Source organism: Paenibacillus oryzisoli, assembly GCF_050467285.1.
GTDB lineage: Bacteria > Bacillota > Bacilli > Paenibacillales > NBRC-103111 > Paenibacillus_E > Paenibacillus_E oryzisoli_A.
On sequence record NZ_JBCMUN010000034.1, the window covers coordinates 14398 to 33858 of the forward strand.

Annotated in this window: 14 protein-coding genes; 7 read left to right on the forward strand and 7 right to left on the reverse strand. The window is 56.2% G+C overall.

Going from position 1 to position 19461, the window contains the following annotated elements:
• Positions 1-42 precede the first annotated feature (42 nt).
• Genes ABE504_RS32065 through ABE504_RS32075 form a run of 3 tightly spaced genes read right to left on the reverse strand, consistent with a single transcriptional unit; the run spans position 43 to position 3484 of the window.
• On the reverse strand, positions 43-1401 hold the full coding sequence (locus ABE504_RS32065) for a DUF4129 domain-containing protein (RefSeq protein WP_430096678.1): 1359 nt from the start codon (positions 1399-1401) through the stop codon (positions 43-45).
• Complete coding sequence (locus ABE504_RS32070) at positions 1385-2518, reverse strand: DUF58 domain-containing protein (RefSeq protein ID WP_430096679.1); 1134 nt, start codon at positions 2516-2518, stop codon at positions 1385-1387. The genes ABE504_RS32065 and ABE504_RS32070 overlap by 17 nt, the downstream gene beginning before the upstream one ends.
• A 9-nt stretch (positions 2519-2527) precedes the next feature.
• Positions 2528-3484, reverse strand: coding sequence for an AAA family ATPase (locus ABE504_RS32075; protein ID WP_430096681.1), 957 nt, complete (start codon positions 3482-3484; stop codon positions 2528-2530).
• A gap of 564 nt (positions 3485-4048) precedes the next feature.
• On the opposite strand from ABE504_RS32075, the gene ABE504_RS32080 reads away from it, so the two are divergent.
• The 7 genes from ABE504_RS32080 (at position 4049) to ABE504_RS32110 (ending at position 14222) form a co-directional block, all read left to right on the forward strand.
• A complete protein-coding gene (locus ABE504_RS32080; protein WP_430096683.1) occupies positions 4049-5704 on the forward strand; it encodes a response regulator in 1656 nt (551 codons plus the stop codon).
• A gap of 21 nt (positions 5705-5725) precedes the next feature.
• On the forward strand, positions 5726-7528 hold the full coding sequence (locus ABE504_RS32085) for a sensor histidine kinase (protein ID WP_430096685.1): 1803 nt from the start codon (positions 5726-5728) through the stop codon (positions 7526-7528).
• Positions 7525-8493, forward strand: a complete 969-nt coding sequence (locus tag ABE504_RS32090; RefSeq protein ID WP_430096687.1) for a substrate-binding domain-containing protein — start codon at positions 7525-7527, stop codon at positions 8491-8493. The genes ABE504_RS32085 and ABE504_RS32090 overlap by 4 nt, the downstream gene beginning before the upstream one ends.
• Before the next feature lie 128 nt (positions 8494-8621).
• Positions 8622-9698 (forward strand): galactose ABC transporter substrate-binding protein, encoded by a 1077-nt coding sequence (locus tag ABE504_RS32095; RefSeq protein ID WP_430096689.1) that lies wholly within the window; start codon positions 8622-8624, stop codon positions 9696-9698.
• Positions 9699-9807: 109 nt separating this feature from the next.
• Positions 9808-11322, forward strand: coding sequence for a sugar ABC transporter ATP-binding protein (locus ABE504_RS32100; RefSeq protein ID WP_430096690.1), 1515 nt, complete (start codon positions 9808-9810; stop codon positions 11320-11322).
• A gap of 18 nt (positions 11323-11340) precedes the next feature.
• Positions 11341-12372: a galactose/methyl galactoside ABC transporter permease MglC gene (mglC, locus tag ABE504_RS32105; protein WP_430096691.1), complete on the forward strand. Its 1032-nt coding sequence runs from the start codon at positions 11341-11343 to the stop codon at positions 12370-12372.
• Between the two features lie 131 nt (positions 12373-12503).
• Complete coding sequence (locus ABE504_RS32110) at positions 12504-14222, forward strand: methyl-accepting chemotaxis protein (RefSeq protein ID WP_430096693.1); 1719 nt, start codon at positions 12504-12506, stop codon at positions 14220-14222.
• 858 nt (positions 14223-15080) lie between these two features.
• On the opposite strand, the gene ABE504_RS32115 is transcribed toward ABE504_RS32110, so the two are convergent.
• From ABE504_RS32115 to ABE504_RS32130, 4 genes are all read right to left on the reverse strand, one after another.
• Positions 15081-15545 (reverse strand): RidA family protein, encoded by a 465-nt coding sequence (locus tag ABE504_RS32115; protein WP_430096695.1) that lies wholly within the window; start codon positions 15543-15545, stop codon positions 15081-15083.
• 165 nt (positions 15546-15710) lie between these two features.
• Positions 15711-17318, reverse strand: coding sequence for an N-acyl-D-amino-acid deacylase family protein (locus tag ABE504_RS32120; RefSeq protein ID WP_430096697.1), 1608 nt, complete (start codon positions 17316-17318; stop codon positions 15711-15713).
• 338 nt (positions 17319-17656) lie between these two features.
• Positions 17657-18769 (reverse strand): alanine racemase, encoded by a 1113-nt coding sequence (locus ABE504_RS32125; RefSeq protein WP_430096699.1) that lies wholly within the window; start codon positions 18767-18769, stop codon positions 17657-17659.
• On the reverse strand, positions 18766-19437 hold the full coding sequence (locus ABE504_RS32130; RefSeq protein ID WP_430096700.1) for a helix-turn-helix transcriptional regulator: 672 nt from the start codon (positions 19435-19437) through the stop codon (positions 18766-18768). The genes ABE504_RS32125 and ABE504_RS32130 overlap by 4 nt, the downstream gene beginning before the upstream one ends.
• Positions 19438-19461 lie beyond the last annotated feature (24 nt).

The window sequence follows — 19461 nt, forward strand, 5'->3', positions numbered from 1 at the left end:
GCCGGAATGAAAAGATGTGACGGTTTTTTCATAAATCATGAATTAAGTTTTGAATTGATTACGGATTTTAGGATCGAGCTGCTGCACGAGGCGCTCTATTTCCTCGCCGGACAACTCCTCGTCGCCGTATCGCGAGCGGTTATACGCTGCTGTAATGTCATGAAGCGCCGCAGAGCCAAGCCTATGATTTTGCAAAAGTTCCTGTTCGGTCTCGCTCGGGGTGTAGGCTTGTTTGTATGCATATCCATCTCGGGCGGCCCGTTCCATCAGCTTGCGGTACAGGAACCGCACCCGCTCGCGATTGCTCCTGAGCTGGGACCATCCCGGCTCCTGCGCCTCAGTTGAACGGCCAAACATGCCCGCCATGCGCTGCCACCACAGGGAGGGGAGTTCCTTCCAGTTCAAAAGATCCTCACGCTCATCCGTATACCCGGCGCTTGCCCCACTGTCTTCACGTCCTTGCGAACCGCGCATCAAGTAGCGAAGCAGCCGGCGCACGGCAGGCCACACTTTGGCGACTAGCAGGTAAACCAGCCCGGCGGCCAGCGCTAGAACGACAAGCGTCATGAAGGCGATCATAGCGTAGTGCAGCAGCGCTTCCAGCCAAGCAGGCTTCTTGGAAGGATCGGCGGGCGGAAGCTGCATCGGCGGCGGTGTTGCGGCCGGTTCGGGCGGCGCCTCGGACGGCTTGCCGTTCATCAACCCGATCAGCCAGACAAGGGCTGATCGCAGGACGTGAAGCAGGAAGCGTCCGACCTGCTGAAAATAAGCAATCCCCGTCAGCACAACCAGGAACACGATCAGCCACACACGGCTTGATTGCCTCACTGTGCGGGAGAGGGAGGAGGCCGCAGCCTCCTCCGAGCCCGCGAGCGTTGCGCCCAGCAGTTGGCTGCGATTCGACAGGATGAAGAAGATGAACAGCGCGCCGAGCCCGCAGCCATTTAGAACAGCGGCATACGCATGCAGCAGCTCCGTGTGTGTCATGATCGGCACGCCGATGAAATACACGGCGGTCAGCAGGCCGAACACGACGGGTGGATACATGGCGAGTCGTCCCATTCTGACGCTGCGGATGCCGCGATAGGCGAAGAACGCGCCTAGGAGCGCGCCGAGCGCTATTTGCCAGCCAGTGCTCACGAACAGGGTGGTTGCCGCAGTTCCGACGAGCGCGCTGAGCAGCAGCTCGTAAACCTTACGGCGGAGCCGGGGCACATAGCCGATAAGAGAGCCTGCTATAAAGCAGAGCGCCGTCAGCCAGAACGCGTTCCATGGGGCGGACAGCGGAGCTTGCCAAGTCGTTGGAAGCCCCGTCCCGATGAGCAGAATGACCGGCGCAAACAGGATAAGTTCCGGCAGGCTGTAGGCGGCACTTGTTCCGATTTTACGAAGAAACGGCATTGGACGTCTTCACCTCCAAGCTCTCCAGACTTTCGATCAGTTCATGTCGCAACGGAACAAGGCTTACGGTATGCCCGGCGTCTTCCAGTTCCTCGATGCGCTCATGCATGCCTTCCGAGATATAAGCGGTCAGCAGAAAGATGTCGACAGGCGAAGTCTCTTCCTCCAACAGCTGCTGGAGGAAATCCTCGCAGGATCGGGCGCAGGAAATCGCCAGCTTCGCCATTGTTTCGAACAAATAGTCGAGCTGCTGCGCGCCGCCCTCGGGCGCACAGTAGACGGGTACGCCAGGCGCATCCAGCCGCCATCCATTGTAGCCAAAGCCAACGGGCACGCCTTGACTGATGGCGTAGTCGGCGAGCGTAGCGGCGTAGGAGAGTCCTTTTTCCACCAGCTCAGGGTCGGTTACGGCGTCCCACATCTCTTCGGTCACCTGGCTGTTCACGACGATGACGAGCCGCGGATCGGCAGTGAATTCGCGATTGTACACTTGCAGCCGCCCGGTGCGCGCGGTCGCTTTCCAGTGGATGCTGTTCATCGTGTCCCCGAAGCGGTATTCCCGCACGCCGGAGACGAGGAACGGGTCCGGCACCATCCAGCGCCGGACGATGACGTCGCCCTGCCAGCGGCTGGAGAGGATCGGGACGTCCTCCGGCTGCACGAGCCGCGGATAGACGAGCAGTTCGACGTGCAGGCGATGCGTCTTGGAAGCCGCCTGCATCCCGATGAGATCGCCCATCGCCGCAGCGACGGTCTCCAGCTTATACCAGCCTCGCCGCGCGCAATGCACGTGATGCCGCCGCACGATGCGGGTGTAAGGCATCAGCGTGAAGAGGCTGCGGTGGTTCTGAAAAAGTGAGCCGGTGCTCACTTCAAGATTGTTCATCTGACCGAACCGAAGTCCGGTGGAAAGGGTCGCTTCGAGCCTCAGCCATGGGATCGGCAGCAGCTTGCGGTTCATGATCGTCTCGATCATGAGCATGTCTTCGCCGGCATGGGCGTGGGCACGGTCGAACTTGCGGTCGATCTGCAAGCCACGGAAGCCCCAGCGCCCCATCAGCTTATGCTGGAGGAAGAAGAGCAGGGCGGCGAGAAGCAGAATCCATGAGATGCTCATCCGGCTCGCCTACCCCAGCTTGGCTTCGGTCGGCACGCGTACCGAGCCGAGAATGCCGCTGAGCAGCGCCGCCACGGCCTGCTCTTGCTGCCGCGACCGCGTGCGCAGCAGGATGCGGTGCGCCCACACGGGCGCTGCCAGCGTCTTGATGTCGTCCGGCAGCACGTAGTCGCGGCCGCGCAGCGCCGCGTACACCTGCGACGCCCGCATCAGGGCGCGCACGCCGCGCGGGCTGACGCCGAGCGCGGTATCCGCATGCGCGCGCGTCGCTTCCGCGAGCTGCACGATGTATTGCAGGAGCTCGTCGTCGACGCGCACCTGCGTAAAAGCCTGCTGCGCCTCGAGCAGCTCGGCGCGGCTGACGACCGGGCGCAGGCTGTCCAGCGGGTCCTGCGTCCGGTAGCGTTTCAAGATCTCGAGCTGCTCATCCGCTGCCGGATAGCCCAGCGAGAGCTTCATCAGGAAGCGGTCAAGCTGCGCTTCCGGCAGGGGAAACGTCCCCTGGTTGTCGACAGGGTTCTGCGTGGCGATGACGAGGAACGGCGCTTCGAGCCGGCGCGTTTCCCCGTCGATGCTGACCTGGCGCTCCTCCATGCTCTCCAGCAGGGAGGATTGCGTGCGCGGCGTCGCGCGATTGATTTCATCGGCGAGCACGATGTGCGCGAAGATCGGGCCGGGGCGGAATTCAAATTCACCCAGTTTTTGGTTGAAGAAGTTGACACCGCTTACATCGGATGGAAGCAGGTCGGGGGTGAACTGGATGCGCTTCATCGTGCCATCCAGGGAGCGGGCGAGCGCTTTGGCGAGCTGGGTTTTGCCCGTGCCGGGCACGTCTTCCAGCAGCACGTGGCCGGAGGCGATGAGCGCGATGGTCAGCAGCTCGACGGTCTGATCTTTGCCGACAATAACACGGCCAACATTTGCTTTTATTTGTTCGCCTAGCCGAGCAATCTGGGAAATGTCCAAGAGAAAAGCCTCCTAACGAGTGAGGAATGATAGTTGCGATAATAACTAATTTTAACAGAGGCGGGGCGGATTGTCCCTTAAATTTACTCTGCTATATCCAAACCTGCAATATAGCAGGAATTCTCCCAGCATGCCCCTCGATCTGTGGCGAAGCCTGCGAAAAGGCAGGCTTTTCGTAGAAATCGTCCCAATTTCGGTCTATCGGAAGAAAAAGGATGCTTATTTGCAGGCATTGGCTAAATTTCATCGGAAATTTGGAAGATTCCTGCTTTTTAGCAGCTTTTGTAGCTTCGGTGGAGGAATGTAGGCGAGTGGGGGCAAGCGATGTAGTTTCAGCGTAGGAGAGCGTAGCGAGGGCGCGCACATAGTGGAGCTTCTGCGATGGAACGTGGGCGAGAGGCGTGCAAGCAGTGTAGTTTTGGGTAGAGGAGAGCGAAGGGGAGTGGCGCGCGAGTAGTGTAGTTTATGGAGAGACCCGACGAACGCTTGCACAACTCTCATTTGTGTATTCCAAAAGCAATGAGTACAATGATGATAAAATCGACAAGCTGGAGGAAAACGGGCATGTACAAGCTGCTGTTGGCGGATGACGAAGAGGATGTGCGGGAAGGTGTCGTCCGGGAGATCGATTGGGAGGCCATCGGCTACGAAGTGATTGAGAAGGCCGAGAACGGGAAGGAAGCGCTGGAGATGGTCGAGCGCCTGCAGCCGGATGTCGTCGTGACGGACATTCAGATGCCTTTTATGAACGGACTGCAGCTGGCTGAAGCGATTCGAGAGCGCTTTCCAACGATCCGAATTATTATTTTGACGGGGCACGACGAGTTCGAGTACGCGCAGCGGGCGGTGAAGCTGCATATCGACGAGTATGTGCTGAAGCCTTTTTCCGCGGACGAGCTGGTGCGGACGCTGACGAAGGTGAAGGCGCACATCCAGGAGGAAGAGGCGCACCGCAAGGACGTGCAGCTGCTGAAGGAGCACTACCGCAAAAGCATGCCGGTGCTGCGGGAAAACTTTTTAGCCACGTTAATGAATCGTAAGCTGCCGAGGGACGAGGTGTTCGAGAAGGCGGCGACCTACGGCATCGACCTGGCGGGGAATCGGTATGTGGTGGCGGTGCTGAGCATCGACGGCGTGCTGATCCGCGAGGAGGATGTGGAGAACCGCAAAGAACTGGCCAAGTCGGTCTCGCTCAAGTATTCCGAGGATCAGGCTTTAAAATATTTCGCCCTATTAAATATTTCCGAGGAAATAGCGACGAAACACGGCATCGGTCTTATTTTCATGCATAACGATCAGGTCGTCTTCCTGGCGGCCAGCGCTACCCCCGACAAAGATACGGCGCTTCAAGAAGCGATGCGGGTGCTGGAAGAGATCCGGCAGAACGTCGAGAAATATTTGCGCTTCACGCTGACGGTTGGCATCGGCTCGGTTATGAAGGATGTGACGAAGCTCAGCTACGCCTATGAGGATGCGGTGTTGTCGCTGGATTATCGGCTCATTCTCGGGAACAACCGGATGATTTATATCGACGACGTGGAGCAGCGCAGTGTGGAGAAGATCCGTTTTGACGATGTGAAGGAGCATGCGCTCACCCGGTGCATCAAGGTCGGCACGGTGCAGGAGATTCGCGAGACGATGGACGAGCTGTTTCAAGGGATCGAAGCGGGCGTATCCGTGAAGGATTATCAGATTTATTTGTTGGAGATGCTGACGTGTATTTTGAAGGCAGCGAAAGATGCGAACCTGAACGTGGACGAGGTGTTCGGCGACAATTTTGTCCCGTTTACCGAGATTAACAAGTTTACGTCGCTGGAGGAAGCGAAGCATTGGATGACCGAGCTGTGCGCGAGCATGATCAACCACATTACGACGGATCGGCAGTATACGTATAAGAACCTCGTCGAGATGGCCAAGGAATACACGAAGGCGCACTATCCTGAAGGCGATATTTCGATCAACAAGGTGTGCGGGCATTTGCATATCAGCGCAGGGTATTTCAGTTCTATTTTCAAAAAAGAGACGAAGATGACGTTTGTGAACTATCTAAATCACATTCGGATGGAGGCGGCGAAGGAGCTGCTGCGCACGACGGATATGAAAGCGCTCGAAATCGCGGAGCGGGTCGGGTATTCGGATGCGAATTATTTTAGTTTCGCGTTTCGTAAATATGTCGGCGTATCGCCCAAAGAGTACCGCAATGTCAGCGATAAGGGTTAGCCTTGACAAGGAGGGCAGCGAATGAGAAAAGAAAGCCGCAGGCTGCTGCGGACAGCTTACAATACGATGAAGGATACGCTTCGCGTCAGGAGTATTCAATTCGCGATTACGGTGTGGTTCATCGTGATTACCGTGACGGTCATGTTGATCGTCTCTTTGGTGCTTTATAACAAGTTTTCGCGGACGGCGCAGGAAAGCGCTTTTCTGAATACGCAGCAGATTGTCGAACAGGTGCAGTTTAGCCTGGAGCAGTATATCAAGGGCATGTCGGAAACTTTTGAAGTCGTCGATGCCAAAATCGGCAAAAGCCGGGGGATTCCCACGGCGAATCTGCTGGATCAGCTTGCGACGATTGCCGGAACGCGGGAGGACATCGTGTCCATTCATTTGTTTGCAAGCGACGGAACCTTGGTGGCGGGCGTACCGACGACCGAGATGCGCAAGAATACGCGCCTTCAGGAGCAGTCTTGGTATAAATCAGCACTGGACAATCCGAACCATTTGACGTTTTCGCTTCCGCATATTCAGAACCTGTTCAAGGACAACCCGTACAATTGGGTCGTATCCATGAGCAAAAGCGTGTCGATCGAGCGGGACGGAAAGTGGGAGAATGGGGTCATTCTGGTGGATATTAACTTCAAAACGCTGGATGACGTGTTTCGCACGGTTGCGCTCGGGAAGAAGGGGTACGTCTATATTATCGATGAATCGGCCGGGAATATCGTCTACCACCCGCAGCAGCAGCTCATTTACACCGGGCTTAAGTATGAAAATGTGGAACAGGCGCTCAAGTTCTCGTATGGGCAGTACCTCGATAACAGCGGCGGCGAGTCGCGGCTGAACGTCGTGCGTACGGTGAACAATATCGGTTGGAAAATCGTGGGGGTATCCTATCTCGATGAGATGGTCACGACGACGAAGGAAGTCTCTGCGTTTATGATTTGGCTGCTCGCTATCGTTCTTATTTTTATTTTGGTAATTTCGGCCTTGATTTCGGCCCGTATCTCCCAGCCGATCAAGCGGCTGCGCAAGTCGATGGAGATGGTGGAAAAGGGGCATTTCGACACATATATTCACGTGCGCGGCGCTGATGAGGTGGAGCAGTTGTCGCGGCGGTTCAATTTGATGGTATCGCGGGTGCGGGAGCTGATGGATCAGAGTATCCGGGAGCAGGAGACGAAGCGGAAGAACGAGCTGGAGGTGCTGCAATCGCAGATCAATCCGCACTTCCTATACAACACGCTCAATTCCGTTGTGCGCATGGTTGGCAGCGACCGGAAGGAAGAGGTGGTGACGACGATTACGTCGTTATCGAAGTTTTTCCGTATTTCCTTGAGCAAAGGGAAGACGGTAATCACGATCGGCGAAGAAATTGAGCATATCCGCAACTATTTAATCATCCAGAAGATGCGGTATAAAGACAAGTTCAACTACGAGATCGACGTTCCCGAATCGCTGCTGACGTATCGGACGCCGAAGCTGATTCTGCAGCCTTTTGTGGAGAATGCCCTCTACCACGGGATCGAGTACATGGCGGATACGGGCCATATTGTCGTCGCGGTCGCCCAGGAAGGGGAGACGATTGTGATGCAGGTGCGCGACAACGGCGTCGGCATGTCGGAAGATACGCTGAAGAGCCTGCTGACGGGACAAGTCAAAAGCAAGGACGGCTCCGGCGTCGGCCTGCGCAACGTGCATGAGCGGATTCAGCTCATCTACGGCAGGGGATACGGCGTGTCCATCGCAAGCGAGCTGGAGGAAGGGACAACGGTCACCATCCGCATTCCGGCTCTCGAGTACGAAGATCAGGAGGAGCAGCCATGAAAATAAGATCCGCGTTATTGCTTGCGCTGTTATTCCTCGTGACGGTGTCCTCCTGTACGAGACAGGTGGAGAGTCTGCCGACGGAGCATTTGAAGCATGTGGAAGTGGTGCTGCGCACGCAGGAAAGTGAGTACTGGCGAACGGTAAAAATGGGGGCGGAAGTCGCCGCCAAGGAGTTCGACGTAACGCTGGACTTTCGCGCACCCGCCGACGAGGCGGACGTGAAGGGGCAAGTGGCGCTGCTGGAGCAGTCCGTCGCCAGCAAGCCGGACGCGATTCTGCTCGCCGCGAACGATTACAAGGCGCTTTCTCCGGCCGTCGATGAGGCGGCGAAGCAGCATATCCCGGTTGTGGCGATCGACAGCGAGGTGGATACGCCGCAGGTGCGGTCGTTCATCGGCGCCGATCATTATGAAGCGGGGCAGCAAGCCGCCGCGCAGTTGATCAAGTGGATCGGCACGACAGGGCAGATCGCCATTGTGAGCAACCGGCAGGGCGATCGGAATACGGAGCTGCGGGAGCAGGGACTGCTCGATAAATTGGCGCATTACCGGGACATTCAGGTGTTGGAGAAGGTGTATGGTTCCACGAATCGGGAGCTGGCCGTCCAGTTGACCGAAGAGGTGCTCAAGAATCATCCGGGGCTCAGCGGGATCGTGGCGCTAACGGAGAACGCCTCACTAGGCGCGGCGAGCGCCATTCAAAGCCGCAATCTGCAGGAGAAGGTCAAAATCATTACGTTTAACAGCACGCCCGAGGAATTGGCGCTAATGCAGGAAGGTGTCATTCAGGCGGCGATTGTCCAAAACCCGTTCTCCATCGGCTATTTGGGCGTGAAGCAGGCGGCGGAAGCGTCGAACGGCCATAAGCTGCCGGAGCGTACCAAGACGGAGATTAAAGCGATCGACCTTACCAATATGTTTTGGTCTGACAATCAGAAACTGCTCTTTCCTTTTATCAAATAATGAAATTCTGCTGGAAACGTATGAGAATTTCGATAGAACTGATGAGGATATTGCATTTCGTTCAAAGGTTTGAAGCAGTATATTAAGTAATGTAATCAAACACAAACCTTTTAGGGAGGGTCTTCGTTTTGAAAAAACTTCTTACACTTGCCGTAGCAGGCGCCTTGGTTGCGAGCGTAACCGCTTGCGGAAATAAAACAGAAACAACACCTTCAACTTCCCCGGCGGCTTCCGCGGGCGCAGCGGCAACGACAGCTCCTGCAGCAGGCGGCAAAAAGCCAACGATCGGTGTAGCGATCTATAAATTTGACGATACGTTCATGTCCGGCGTTCGCGCGGCGATCTCGGATGCAGCGAAAGACAAAGCGACGGTTGATATCGTAGACAGCCAAAACTCCCAACCTACGCAAAACGATAAAGTCGACCTGTTCATCACGAAAAAAGTGAACGCACTGGCGATCAACGCGGTTGACCGTACAGCGGCAGGCGTCATCATCGACAAAGCGAAAACAGCGAACATCCCGGTTGTCTTCTTGAACCGCGAGCCTTTGGCTGACGATATGAAGAAATGGGATAAAGTCTACTACGTAGGTGCGAAAGCGGAGCAATCCGGTACGATGGAAGGTCAGCTGCTGGTTGACTATTTCAAAGCGCATCCAGAAGCGGACAAAAACAAAGACGGCAAAATCCAATACGTGATGCTCAAAGGCGAGCCTGGTCACCAAGACGCCGAGCTGCGTACGAAATTCTCCATTCAAGCAATCACTGATGCAGGTCTGGGTGTAGAAAAAGTCGCTGAAGATACAGCAATGTGGGATCGCGTAAAAGGCCAAGAGAAAATGGCAGCATTCCTGGCTTCCTCCGAAAGCAAAATCGAAGCGGTTCTCGCGAACAACGACGACATGGCGCTTGGCGCGATCGAAGCTTTGAAAGCGAAAGGCTACTTCAAAGACAATAAATTTATGCCGGTTGTTGGTGTAGACGCAACAGCTCCAGCGCTGCAAGCACTTAGCGACGGCACACTGCTCGGAACGGTACTGAACGATGCGAAAAACCAAGGTGCAGCAACGACTAACGTAGCAACAGCGCTTGCTAACGGCCTTGTACCAAGCAAAGAAACAACAGGTTACGATGTAACTGACGGGAAATACGTCTGGATTTCCTACAAAAAAATCACCAAAGAGAACATGAACGAAGCGAAGTAAGAGAAAGCAGGCAGGCAAGAGAGGCGATGTGTGCGTAACGCTCGCGCTTTTGCCTCCTTTTTTAAAAATATGGCTTCGTGGGGAATCGTGAGCTGTAGGGGGAGTTACCATGACTGTACATGAGTATTTACTGGAAATGAATGAAATCTCCAAAGAATTCCCCGGCGTCAAAGCGCTGGATGGCGTCACCCTCAAAGTACGGCCAGGCAGCGTGCATGCGCTGATGGGCGAGAACGGCGCAGGGAAATCGACGCTGATGAAATGCTTGTTCGGGATCTATAAGCCGGATGGCGGCGAGATCCAACTGAACGGGCAGACGGTAACGATTGCGAATTCAAACGATGCGCTAGCAAACGGCATTTCCATGATTCATCAAGAGCTGCACCCGGTTCCTCATCGCAACGTGATGGAGAACATTTGGCTGGGCCGGTTTCCGATGAAAGGCGTCGGGCCGCTGAAATTCATTGATCATAAAAAAATGCGCCTGGACACGGAAGCGTTGTTCAAGCAGCTGCAAATGGACATCGATTCCGATAGCCTTGTGGGCGATCTGTCCGTATCCAAAGTACAATCCATTGAAATTGCTAAAGCCGTTTCCTTCAATTCGAAAGTTATTGTTATGGATGAGCCAACGTCTTCCCTGACGGGCAATGAGGTTGAGCAACTGTTCCGGATCATTCGCGATCTGCGAAGCCGCGGCGTTTCGATCATCTATATTTCACATAAAATGGAAGAGATTCTGGAAATTTCGGATGAAGTGACGATCATGCGCGACGGAAAGAAAATCGGTACGTGGGCATCGGCGGAGCTAACAACCGATATGATCATTTCGAAAATGGTGGGACGCGACCTGAAGGAGCGTTTCCCTGAGCGCACCAACGTGCCTGACGGCGTACTGATGAAGGTGGAAGATCTGACATCGGTTGTGCCGAAATCTTTTAAGAATGTGTCTTTTGAGCTGAGAAAAGGGGAGATTCTCGGCGTCGGAGGTCTGGTCGGCGCTCAGCGGACAGAGCTGGTCGAAGCGATTTTCGGGCTTCGCGGCATATCCGCAGGATCCATATCGATTCATGGCAAGCCGGTGCGCATCAAGTCGTCACTCGATGCGATTAAGCATAAAATCGCGCTGCTCACGGAAGAGCGCCGCGTCACGGGGATTTTCCCGGTGCTGAACATTCTGGAGAATACGGTGATCGCCAATCTGGATCGCTATATGAAGTTCGGTTTCATCCAGGAAGCGAAGCGGAAAAAAGAAGTGAAAGAAAGCATTGAGAAGCTGCGCACCAAAACGCCTCATATGTACGAGCTGATCAAAAACCTTTCCGGCGGCAACCAACAAAAGGTGCTGTTAGCGAGATGGCTGCTTACTGATCCGGACGTGCTGCTGCTCGATGAACCAACCCGGGGCATCGATGTCGGCGCCAAATTCGAGATATACTCCATCATTGCCGATCTGGCGAAGCAGGGGAAAAGTATTATCATGATCTCTTCTGAAATGCCCGAGCTGCTTGGGATGTCAGACCGAATCATGGTCATGTGCGAAGGACGTCTCACCGGTATTGTCGATGGAAAACAAGCAACAGAAGAAGAGATTATGCGCCTTGCTGCACAGCATATGGCATAATGGAGGGGACTATCAACCATGAGTACGAAAGCAGAAACAGTAAAATCCAATAACGTGAGCGGGTTCATCACCAAATATGCGATTTACATCGTGTTAGTGGTGCTGGTCGTCGGGATCGCGATATATGATCCTCGCTTTTTGTCCGTAAGCATTCTGCGCGACATCTTGCTGCAGTCTTCAACGCGTGTCATCATCGCGCTTGGCGCCGCGTTTATTCTGATCACAGGCGGTACGGACCTTTCGGCCGGCCGGATTGTCGGTCTGACCGCGGTTATCTCGGCGTCCATGCTGCAAACGCAGGAATATGGCCGCAGATTTTTCCCGGACCTGCCGCATTTGTGGATGATTGTACCTATCCTGATCGCGATTGTGGTAGGTTTGTTAATCGGGTTAATTAACGGTCTTGTCGTGGCGAAGCTCAAAGTGCCGCCATTCATCGCCACACTCGGTACAATGGTTGCCGTGTACGGAGCAAACTCCTTGTACTTTGATATGAAACCGAACCAATCCCAGCCGATCGGCGGTTTGCGTCCTGATTTCTCCAAGCTGGGAACAGGGGCTATCGGTTCCGGCGCGACGTATTCCGTTCCTTATATCGTCATTTTCGCGCTGATTGTTGCGATTATCGTGTGGATTGTGTTCAATAAAACGAAGCTCGGGAAATACATGTACGCGATTGGCGGCAACATTCACGCGGCGATCGTATCCGGGATTAACGTCAATAAATATCTGATTTACATCTATGCGATTGCCGGTGCGCTTTACGGTCTGGCAGGCGTACTGGAAGCCGCAAGAACGGGCGGCGCAACGAACAACTACGGGAACATGTACGAGCTTGACGCGATCGCGGCGTGCGTTGTCGGCGGGGTGTCGACATCCGGTGGGATCGGTACTGTGCCTGGCGTACTGGCTGGGGTACTCATTTTCAGCGTTATCAACTACGGTTTGACGTTTATCGGTATTAGCCCTTACTGGCAGTTGATTATCAAAGGCGTTATTATCGTTGCCGCGGTGGCCTTCGATATGCGGAAATATATGAATTCCAAGTAAGACGAGAAACTGCATGCAATCCAAGTAAGGTTCGAAGGGAAAAGGCTGTCGACGTGCTCGGCGGCTTTTTCTTGCGGATTGGTTGTAAACGTTTTCTTTTTTGGCGAAATGAAGGAGAGGGGAAAAAGGAAATGGCGGAAAATAAGAGACAGCCCGGGCGGATCGTGTCTCTGCGCTTGAAGTTAGCGGGAGCTTTCGTACTTGTGGCGCTGCTTGTGGCCATGACGTCGGGTTTAGCGTACACGTACTTGCAGAAGGTGGACAGCACCTATACAGAGCTTTTGCAACGAGAGCGGAGCGCTTCTCAGCAGGTAGCCGACATTAAGGAGAAAAATTTGCTGCAGACGAGCTTATTGTTCGGTTACGTGTTGGATCCGACGAAGGACAAGCAGCAGCTGCTGATGGAAACGAACGCGGCGTTAACAGCTGCGATCGCGCAGATGGGTAAGGCGGCCGGGCAAGAGGAAGAGCAGTCGGCCATCACCGCGATGATGGATGCGAATCAGACGTTCGCCCGGCTCGTCCAGAAAGTCGTCGACTATGCGAGCAAAGGCGATGTGGGGCTCGCAAAAGCGGAAGCGATGCAGTGGGCAATTCCGACGACGGAAACGCTAAAGGAAGCTGCGGGCCGCATTGAAGAGATTTCGGCTGTTGAGCAGACTGCGGCTACGGTGCATAATCACGAGATTGTTGCGGCTACGATGCGGACGCTCATTGGCGTGAGTGCAGCGGCGTTGGTGCTTGCTGCCGTGATCGGCTTGCTGCTTGCGCGGGGGATCGTGGGACCGTTGAAGCGGTTGGTGCGCGCGGCGCAGGCGATGGCGGATGGGGATCTGACGATTCCCGATGTGAAGGTGAGCAGCCGCGACGAACTGCGTCAGCTGGCAGCCGCGTTTAATGCGATGAAGGGCAATCTGCACAGCTTGATTCGAACGGCAGGCCTCAGCAGCGACCAGGTTGCTGCCGCCTCGGAGGAATTGAGCGCCAATGCCGGCGGCGTCAGCGAAATGTCGGAGCGCGTCACTGCGACGGTGCAGCTTATCTCCGCAGGTACGGGGGATCAGGTGCGCAGCGTGCAGGAAGGTGTTGCGATGATGGAAGAGATGGCGGCCGCGGTGGATCAGATCACGGCGGTTGCCTTATCGGCCAAGGAGGTAGCGGCTGGGGCGCAGTTGGAGTCTGGTGATGGCACGGCTTCTGTGGAGCGCGCCGTGTCGCAAATGGAGGCCATCCACCGCACCATGCAGGCATTGTTTGTGTCTGTTGAGCGCCTCGGCCTGCGCGTGGAGTCCATCTCCAGCGCGAATGCGATGATCGCCGCGATCTCGCGGCGTACGAACATGCTCGCGCTGAATGCCTCGATCGAGGCGGCGCGGGCCGGCGCCGCCGGCAAAGGCTTCGCCGTCGTCGCCGACGAGGTGCGCAAGCTGTCGCTGCAGACGAGCGCGGCGGCGGGCGAGGTGGCGGAGCTCGTTTCGCACATCCTGGGCGAAACGGAAGAAGTGCGGCTCGCCACGGAGGCGGGGAGCCGTGAAGTGGACACGGGACTGACCGTGGTCAGCGCCGCTGGCGCCACCTTCGCCCGCATTCGCGGGGCGATGGACGGGGTTGCGCAGCAGATCGCCGAGGTGTCGGCGAGTGCTGCGAGCATCGCCGCGCGCACAGGCGCGGCGGTTGGGGTGATCCGGGCGATCGACGACATCGCCGGGGAAACCGCCGCCGGGGCGCAGCAGGTGGCGGCGAGCATGGAAGGCCAGCACGCGAGCATGGAGGAGATCGTCTCCGCCGCCGCGGTGCTGAACGCGATGGCCGCCGAGCTGCAGGAGCGGATCGGGCAGTTTCGGGTGTAGGTGGAGCGCGGGGAGTGTCGTTAGAGTTAGCGTGATGCGGAAGGGCAAGGGGTGTAGGAGTAGATAACGGTTTTGGGAGTTGGTGTGGAGTGTGGCTATGGCGTGTGTAATGTGGAGGGGCAGCTCCCTCCTTTAGTTCAGCCGGGCAGTATTGCTGTATTTCCTACATCAAATATCGGGGAAGAGCGCAAATTTTGAGGAAGAACCTGCATTTCCTACATCAAAAAATGGCCCACTCCCGCTGAAAGGCGGGAAATGGGCGAGAATGCGGATAATTTACTGTAGTTTCTGCAGGTTGTTGCCTTCGAATGGGTGCTTTATCGGGAATTTGTTGTAGTTTTTGCAGGAGGCGGATTGGGCGATGTTATTTCGGCTCAGCCTCCGTGCCAATTTTCGGGGATACAGGATATACTTGAAGACAAAATATACCAAAATATGCTATAATTTTTGAGTGATGACGAAACGGTGGAAGATTTGACCACGGCGCAGCCCTCCAAAGGAGGAGGTGATTGCCCTGGTCACACTTGTGACGCTACTTGATGTCCTGAAATGGATTGCGACGTTGCTAAGCCTATGGTTTAGTTCCAGAAAGCTATTCAAATGGATAAAAAGGAAGTATAACAAGCGAAAAAACCACCGTCATTAGGCTGCAGACCCTGATCGGTGGTTTTCGCTTAGTCTAACTATGCGCGCCGTGGGTGTCCACAGCTTCGTTGTCTGAAAGGCCGCAGGTGTTAGCGCACACTGCGGTCTTTTTATTATGTCCAAGCCAAGAAGCAAAGAAACAATTGCCCCACATGTACTTATATTGTAACACACCTTAGCGCACAAAAGTCAATACATGGCACTACTTTTCCGCTACTCCCGAATCTCTACGATCAGCTCGATCTCCACCGGCGTGTGGAAGGGAAGGTCGCTGGTACCGATGGCGGAGCGGGCATGTTTACCGTTCTCGCCGAAAACGGAGACGAGCAAATCGGAAGCTCCGTTCATGACGTACGGTTGATCGCCGAAACCTGGTGCGCTGTTGACAAAGCCGAGCAGCTTGACGATTTTGACGACACGGTCGAGGTCGCCGAGGTAGCCTTTCATCACAGCAAGGCAGTTGATGATCGTTTGGCGCGCAGCGGCTTGCCCTTGCTCGATGGTCACTTCGAGGCCGAGTTTGCCTTCATACATGAGCTCGCCGTTGATGCGGCAATCTTGGCCGGACAAGTAGATTAGATTGCCGGTCTGATTACAAGGAATGTACGTGAAGCGCGGTTCCGGTGACGGGGGAAGCGTGATACCGAGTTCTTGTAGACGTTGTTCGATTAGTGACATGAAGATGACCTCCGAATAGTTAATGGTGTTAAGAGAGTGAATGAGTGCTGCCCCTGAGTCAACGGGATAATGGGCAAAAGCGGGATCGGACCGCTGCCGTGCACCAACGTTTGCTGGGACCGCCGCTGTCACCGCTTCCTATACCGCCGCCGCCGAGGCAATTGGCTAATGGTGATGACAGCAATGCTGCGCCCGAATGAGGGAGCCTTCACGTGCGTGAGTGTGCGAGCCGTTTTCCAACGTCAACGAGCCGTTCACTACGACATGTGAGATGCCGCTCGGATACTGTCTCGGATTTTCAAAAGTAGCGTGATCTTGAATCGTATCCGGGTCAAAAACGGCGATGTCCGCGATGTACCCTGGCACCAGCAGTCCACGTTTGCCCAGCTTGAAGCGCTGTACAGGGAAGGAGCTGACTTTGCGGACGGCTTGCTCCAGTGTCAAAATGCGCTGCTCCCGCACATACGTCGCGAACACGCGCGGGAATGTGCCATAGAGACGAGGATGCGGCTTGCCGGTATCGCACGTCAGACTGTCTGAAGCGATCAGCGATTTGTCGTAGGCGACAACCTGATTCACATCGTCATGCGACATATGAAAATAAACGATGGAGATGCGGCCCTCCTCCTCCAGCAGCAGATCCATCATGCAGTCTGCCGGATGCTGACCGCGCAGTTCGCTGATCTCGGCAAGGTGCATACCTTCGAGATGACGGTTCGCCTCCGTGTGCGTGGCCGAGACGATTACGCTTTGCCAGCCGGTGGAGCAGACGAGATTGTCCCACTCCGTTTGTTCCTCGCCGAGTTCTTTGCGGATGCGGGCGCGTAAAGCCGGATCGCGCATGACTTCAAGCGCAGCGGCGATGCCGCCTTCCAGCACCCATGGGGGAAGGATGGTCGTCAGCGTCGTGGAGCCTGCGTTATATGGATAGACGTCACAGGTGACATCCATGCCCTTGGCGCGCGCATCTTCAATGAGGCTCAGCGCGTCTTCGATTTGCCCCCAGTTGCGCTTGCCGGCCGCTTTGAGGTGGGAGATGTGGAGGGAGACGCCGGCTTTTTCGGCGATCCAGATCACCTCTGCGACCGAAGGCAGCAGGTTGTTGCCTTCTCCACGGATGTGCGTGGAGAGGAGGCCGTGATAAGGAGGGAGCACCGAGCAGAGCTCGGCAATTTCCTGCTTCGTGGTGTAGCTGCCGGGCGCGTAGAGCAGCCCGATGGAGAGCCCGATCGCGCCGGCTTTCATGCCCTCGGCGAGCAGTTCTTTCATGCGGGCGCGCTCTACCGGCGTCGCCGCCCGGTTTGCGAAGCCCATCACGGCGATGCGCAGCGCGCCGTGCGCGACGTACGTGGCCATATGCTCGGACGGGCGGGAAGCGGACAGCGCTTCCATATAGTCCCCGACCGATTCCCACGGCCACGGCCAATTCGTGCGGCCGAGTACCGGCTGCACGTAGCTTTGCAGCAGTTCGGCCTGCGCCGGCACGAACGGGGCAGGGGCGAGGCCGCAGTTGCCGACGACCTCGGCGGTGACGCCTTGGCGCATTTTGATCTCGCTATGCGGATGGTCGAAAATCATCAGATCGGAGTGGCAGTGCCCGTCGATAAAGCCCGGCGCGATCACTTGACGCCCGACATCGATGGTCTTTGCCGCTTCGTCATGCAGATGACCTACGGCGACAATTTGGTTATTCTTAATGCCGACGTCGCCGGCGAACCAGGGATTCCCGGTGCCGTCGACGATGCGGCCGTTTTTGAGCAGCAGATCCAACATTGAGTATCACCCTCCTGAATAGTAACTCCCCGAAGCCACCCGATTGATCGTATAGAGGGGGAAACCTGCGAAAGTGCAGGTTTTTTCCTCGGATTTGCTGAAACCAGGCCTTTTCGAATGATAATTCCTGCAGATTCGCAGGCTTTGGCCCGGAATCAAAGGGAAATCGAAAAATTCCTGCGTATTTGCAGGTTTCAAGCTTAGTTTCGCGCAACCAGTCATATTGTTGTCGGATTATTCTGACTTTTATGAAGGGGAGAGAGCCTAAGTCACCCAAGCTACTCAACCCACCCTAGCCACCACCAGTCGCCACCAAACAGCTGCGTGCGGGAAACCAATTACTCCAGCATTCCCCTTGCTGACACAGGTACGCGCTCAAACTTATCTCCCTGCACCATCACGACCCCATTATGCAAATTCACCGTGGAACAAATGTGGTTCGGAATAATGCGCAGCTGGTCGCCGACCTTCAGGTCCGCTGCCTGCGCATCAGGCCCCAGCTCCAGCATGCCGTGCTCCTCGTTCATGCGGGCGAGCACCGCGTCCGGCAGGCCCACGACGTGGCCGAAGCCCGCGAGCTGCAAGGGCTGCGTGCCCGGCTGCACGTCGGTCGCGAACGTCTTGCTGCCGCCGTCGACGATCGCGAGATCCGCCGCCGGGCGGCTCACCACCGTGACGAGCACGCTCCCGGCGCAGTCGTCCAGACCGCATACGCCAAACTTGGCCTGCATGCGGTCTTGGTACACGTACGTGCCGGGGCGAATCTCCGTCACGCCGTCCACCGCCGCGGCGTACGCCGCCGTCGGCGTCGAGCCGACGCTCACGTCCGCGATGGCGTGGCCGTGCGCCCGCAGGCGCTTGGCAAGCAGCGCCATCACCGTGCCTTCCTCGAAGCCCGCGGCTTCGAGATCGAGCGTCGGCTTGCCGGAGAGCACCGCGCCGCGGAACGTATAAATGCCGGTCAGCCGCAGGTGCGGCAGCCGCGCAATCCCGTCGGCGATCCCGAGCGCCGACTCAAACCCGACCCCGGTGCGCCGCAGCCCGGTGTCGATCTCGAGCCGCACCTGCAGCGTCGCGCCCAGCCGCGCAGCTGTCTCCTCCAGCAGCTGCGCCCCCGCCAGGCTGTCCACGCCGACGATCAGCTCGATCTGCTGGCTGAGCCGGGCGGCGCGCTCGATTTTGCCCGGCGTCACGAGCGGATACGCGATAAAAATGCTGCTTACACCGCCGGCTGCCATGACCTCGGCTTCGGACACCTTGGCGACCGTTACGCCGACGGCGCCAGCCGCGACTTGCCGCAAAGCCACCGAAGGCAGCTTATGTGTTTTGGCATGGGGGCGCAGTTTGACGCCGTGCTTCGCTGCCACAGCCGCCATCGCCGTGATGTTGCGCTGCATGACCTCCGTGTCGATCAGCACGCAAGGGGTTTCTAACGGATACCGAATGCTCATGAAGGATCACTCTCTTTCGCGAGGCTTTTGCCTTCTTCCAGATGACTGTACAGGGTATATTTGGAAATATTAAGATATGTGCATATTTTTTCGCCGCCTTTTTTGATCAGGAACGCGCCTTTGGCGTCGAGCAGCTGAATCATGCGGATTTTATCTTCCTTGGTCATCATGGCGACCGGCTTGCCGATCATCTCCTGCGCCTCCTGAATCAATGCGTCGAGCAAATCGCTGACACTCGTCACGAACGATTCCTTGACTTCCGTCTGCTCGGCGCCGCCGGGGGAGATGAGGCTTTGCAGCGTTTTCTCCGCCACCATGAGCTCGGTGATGTCAAAATTGATACAGAGCGAGCCAATGATCGCGCCGGCTTTGTTTTTCATGTACATCGAGGAGGAGCGCAGGATGCGGCCTTCCTTCGTCTGGGTCAAATAATTGAATCGGTTGCCGTTGTCGTTGTCGTGGTTGCCCCTCAGCAGCTCCAGGCCGAGATTCGTGCCGGGATCGCCGACTTTGCGCCCGGTAATGTGGCCGTTGGCGATGGCGACAATCGTGCTCTCGTATGAGCCGGTCAAGTCGTGGAGAACAACTTCGCAGTTCTCGCCGAACTGTGCGGCAAGGCCGTGCACAAGCCCTGTCAAAAACTCAAATTCATCCCGAATCGATTCCAAGAGCGGGTCTCCTCCTTTGTTGAG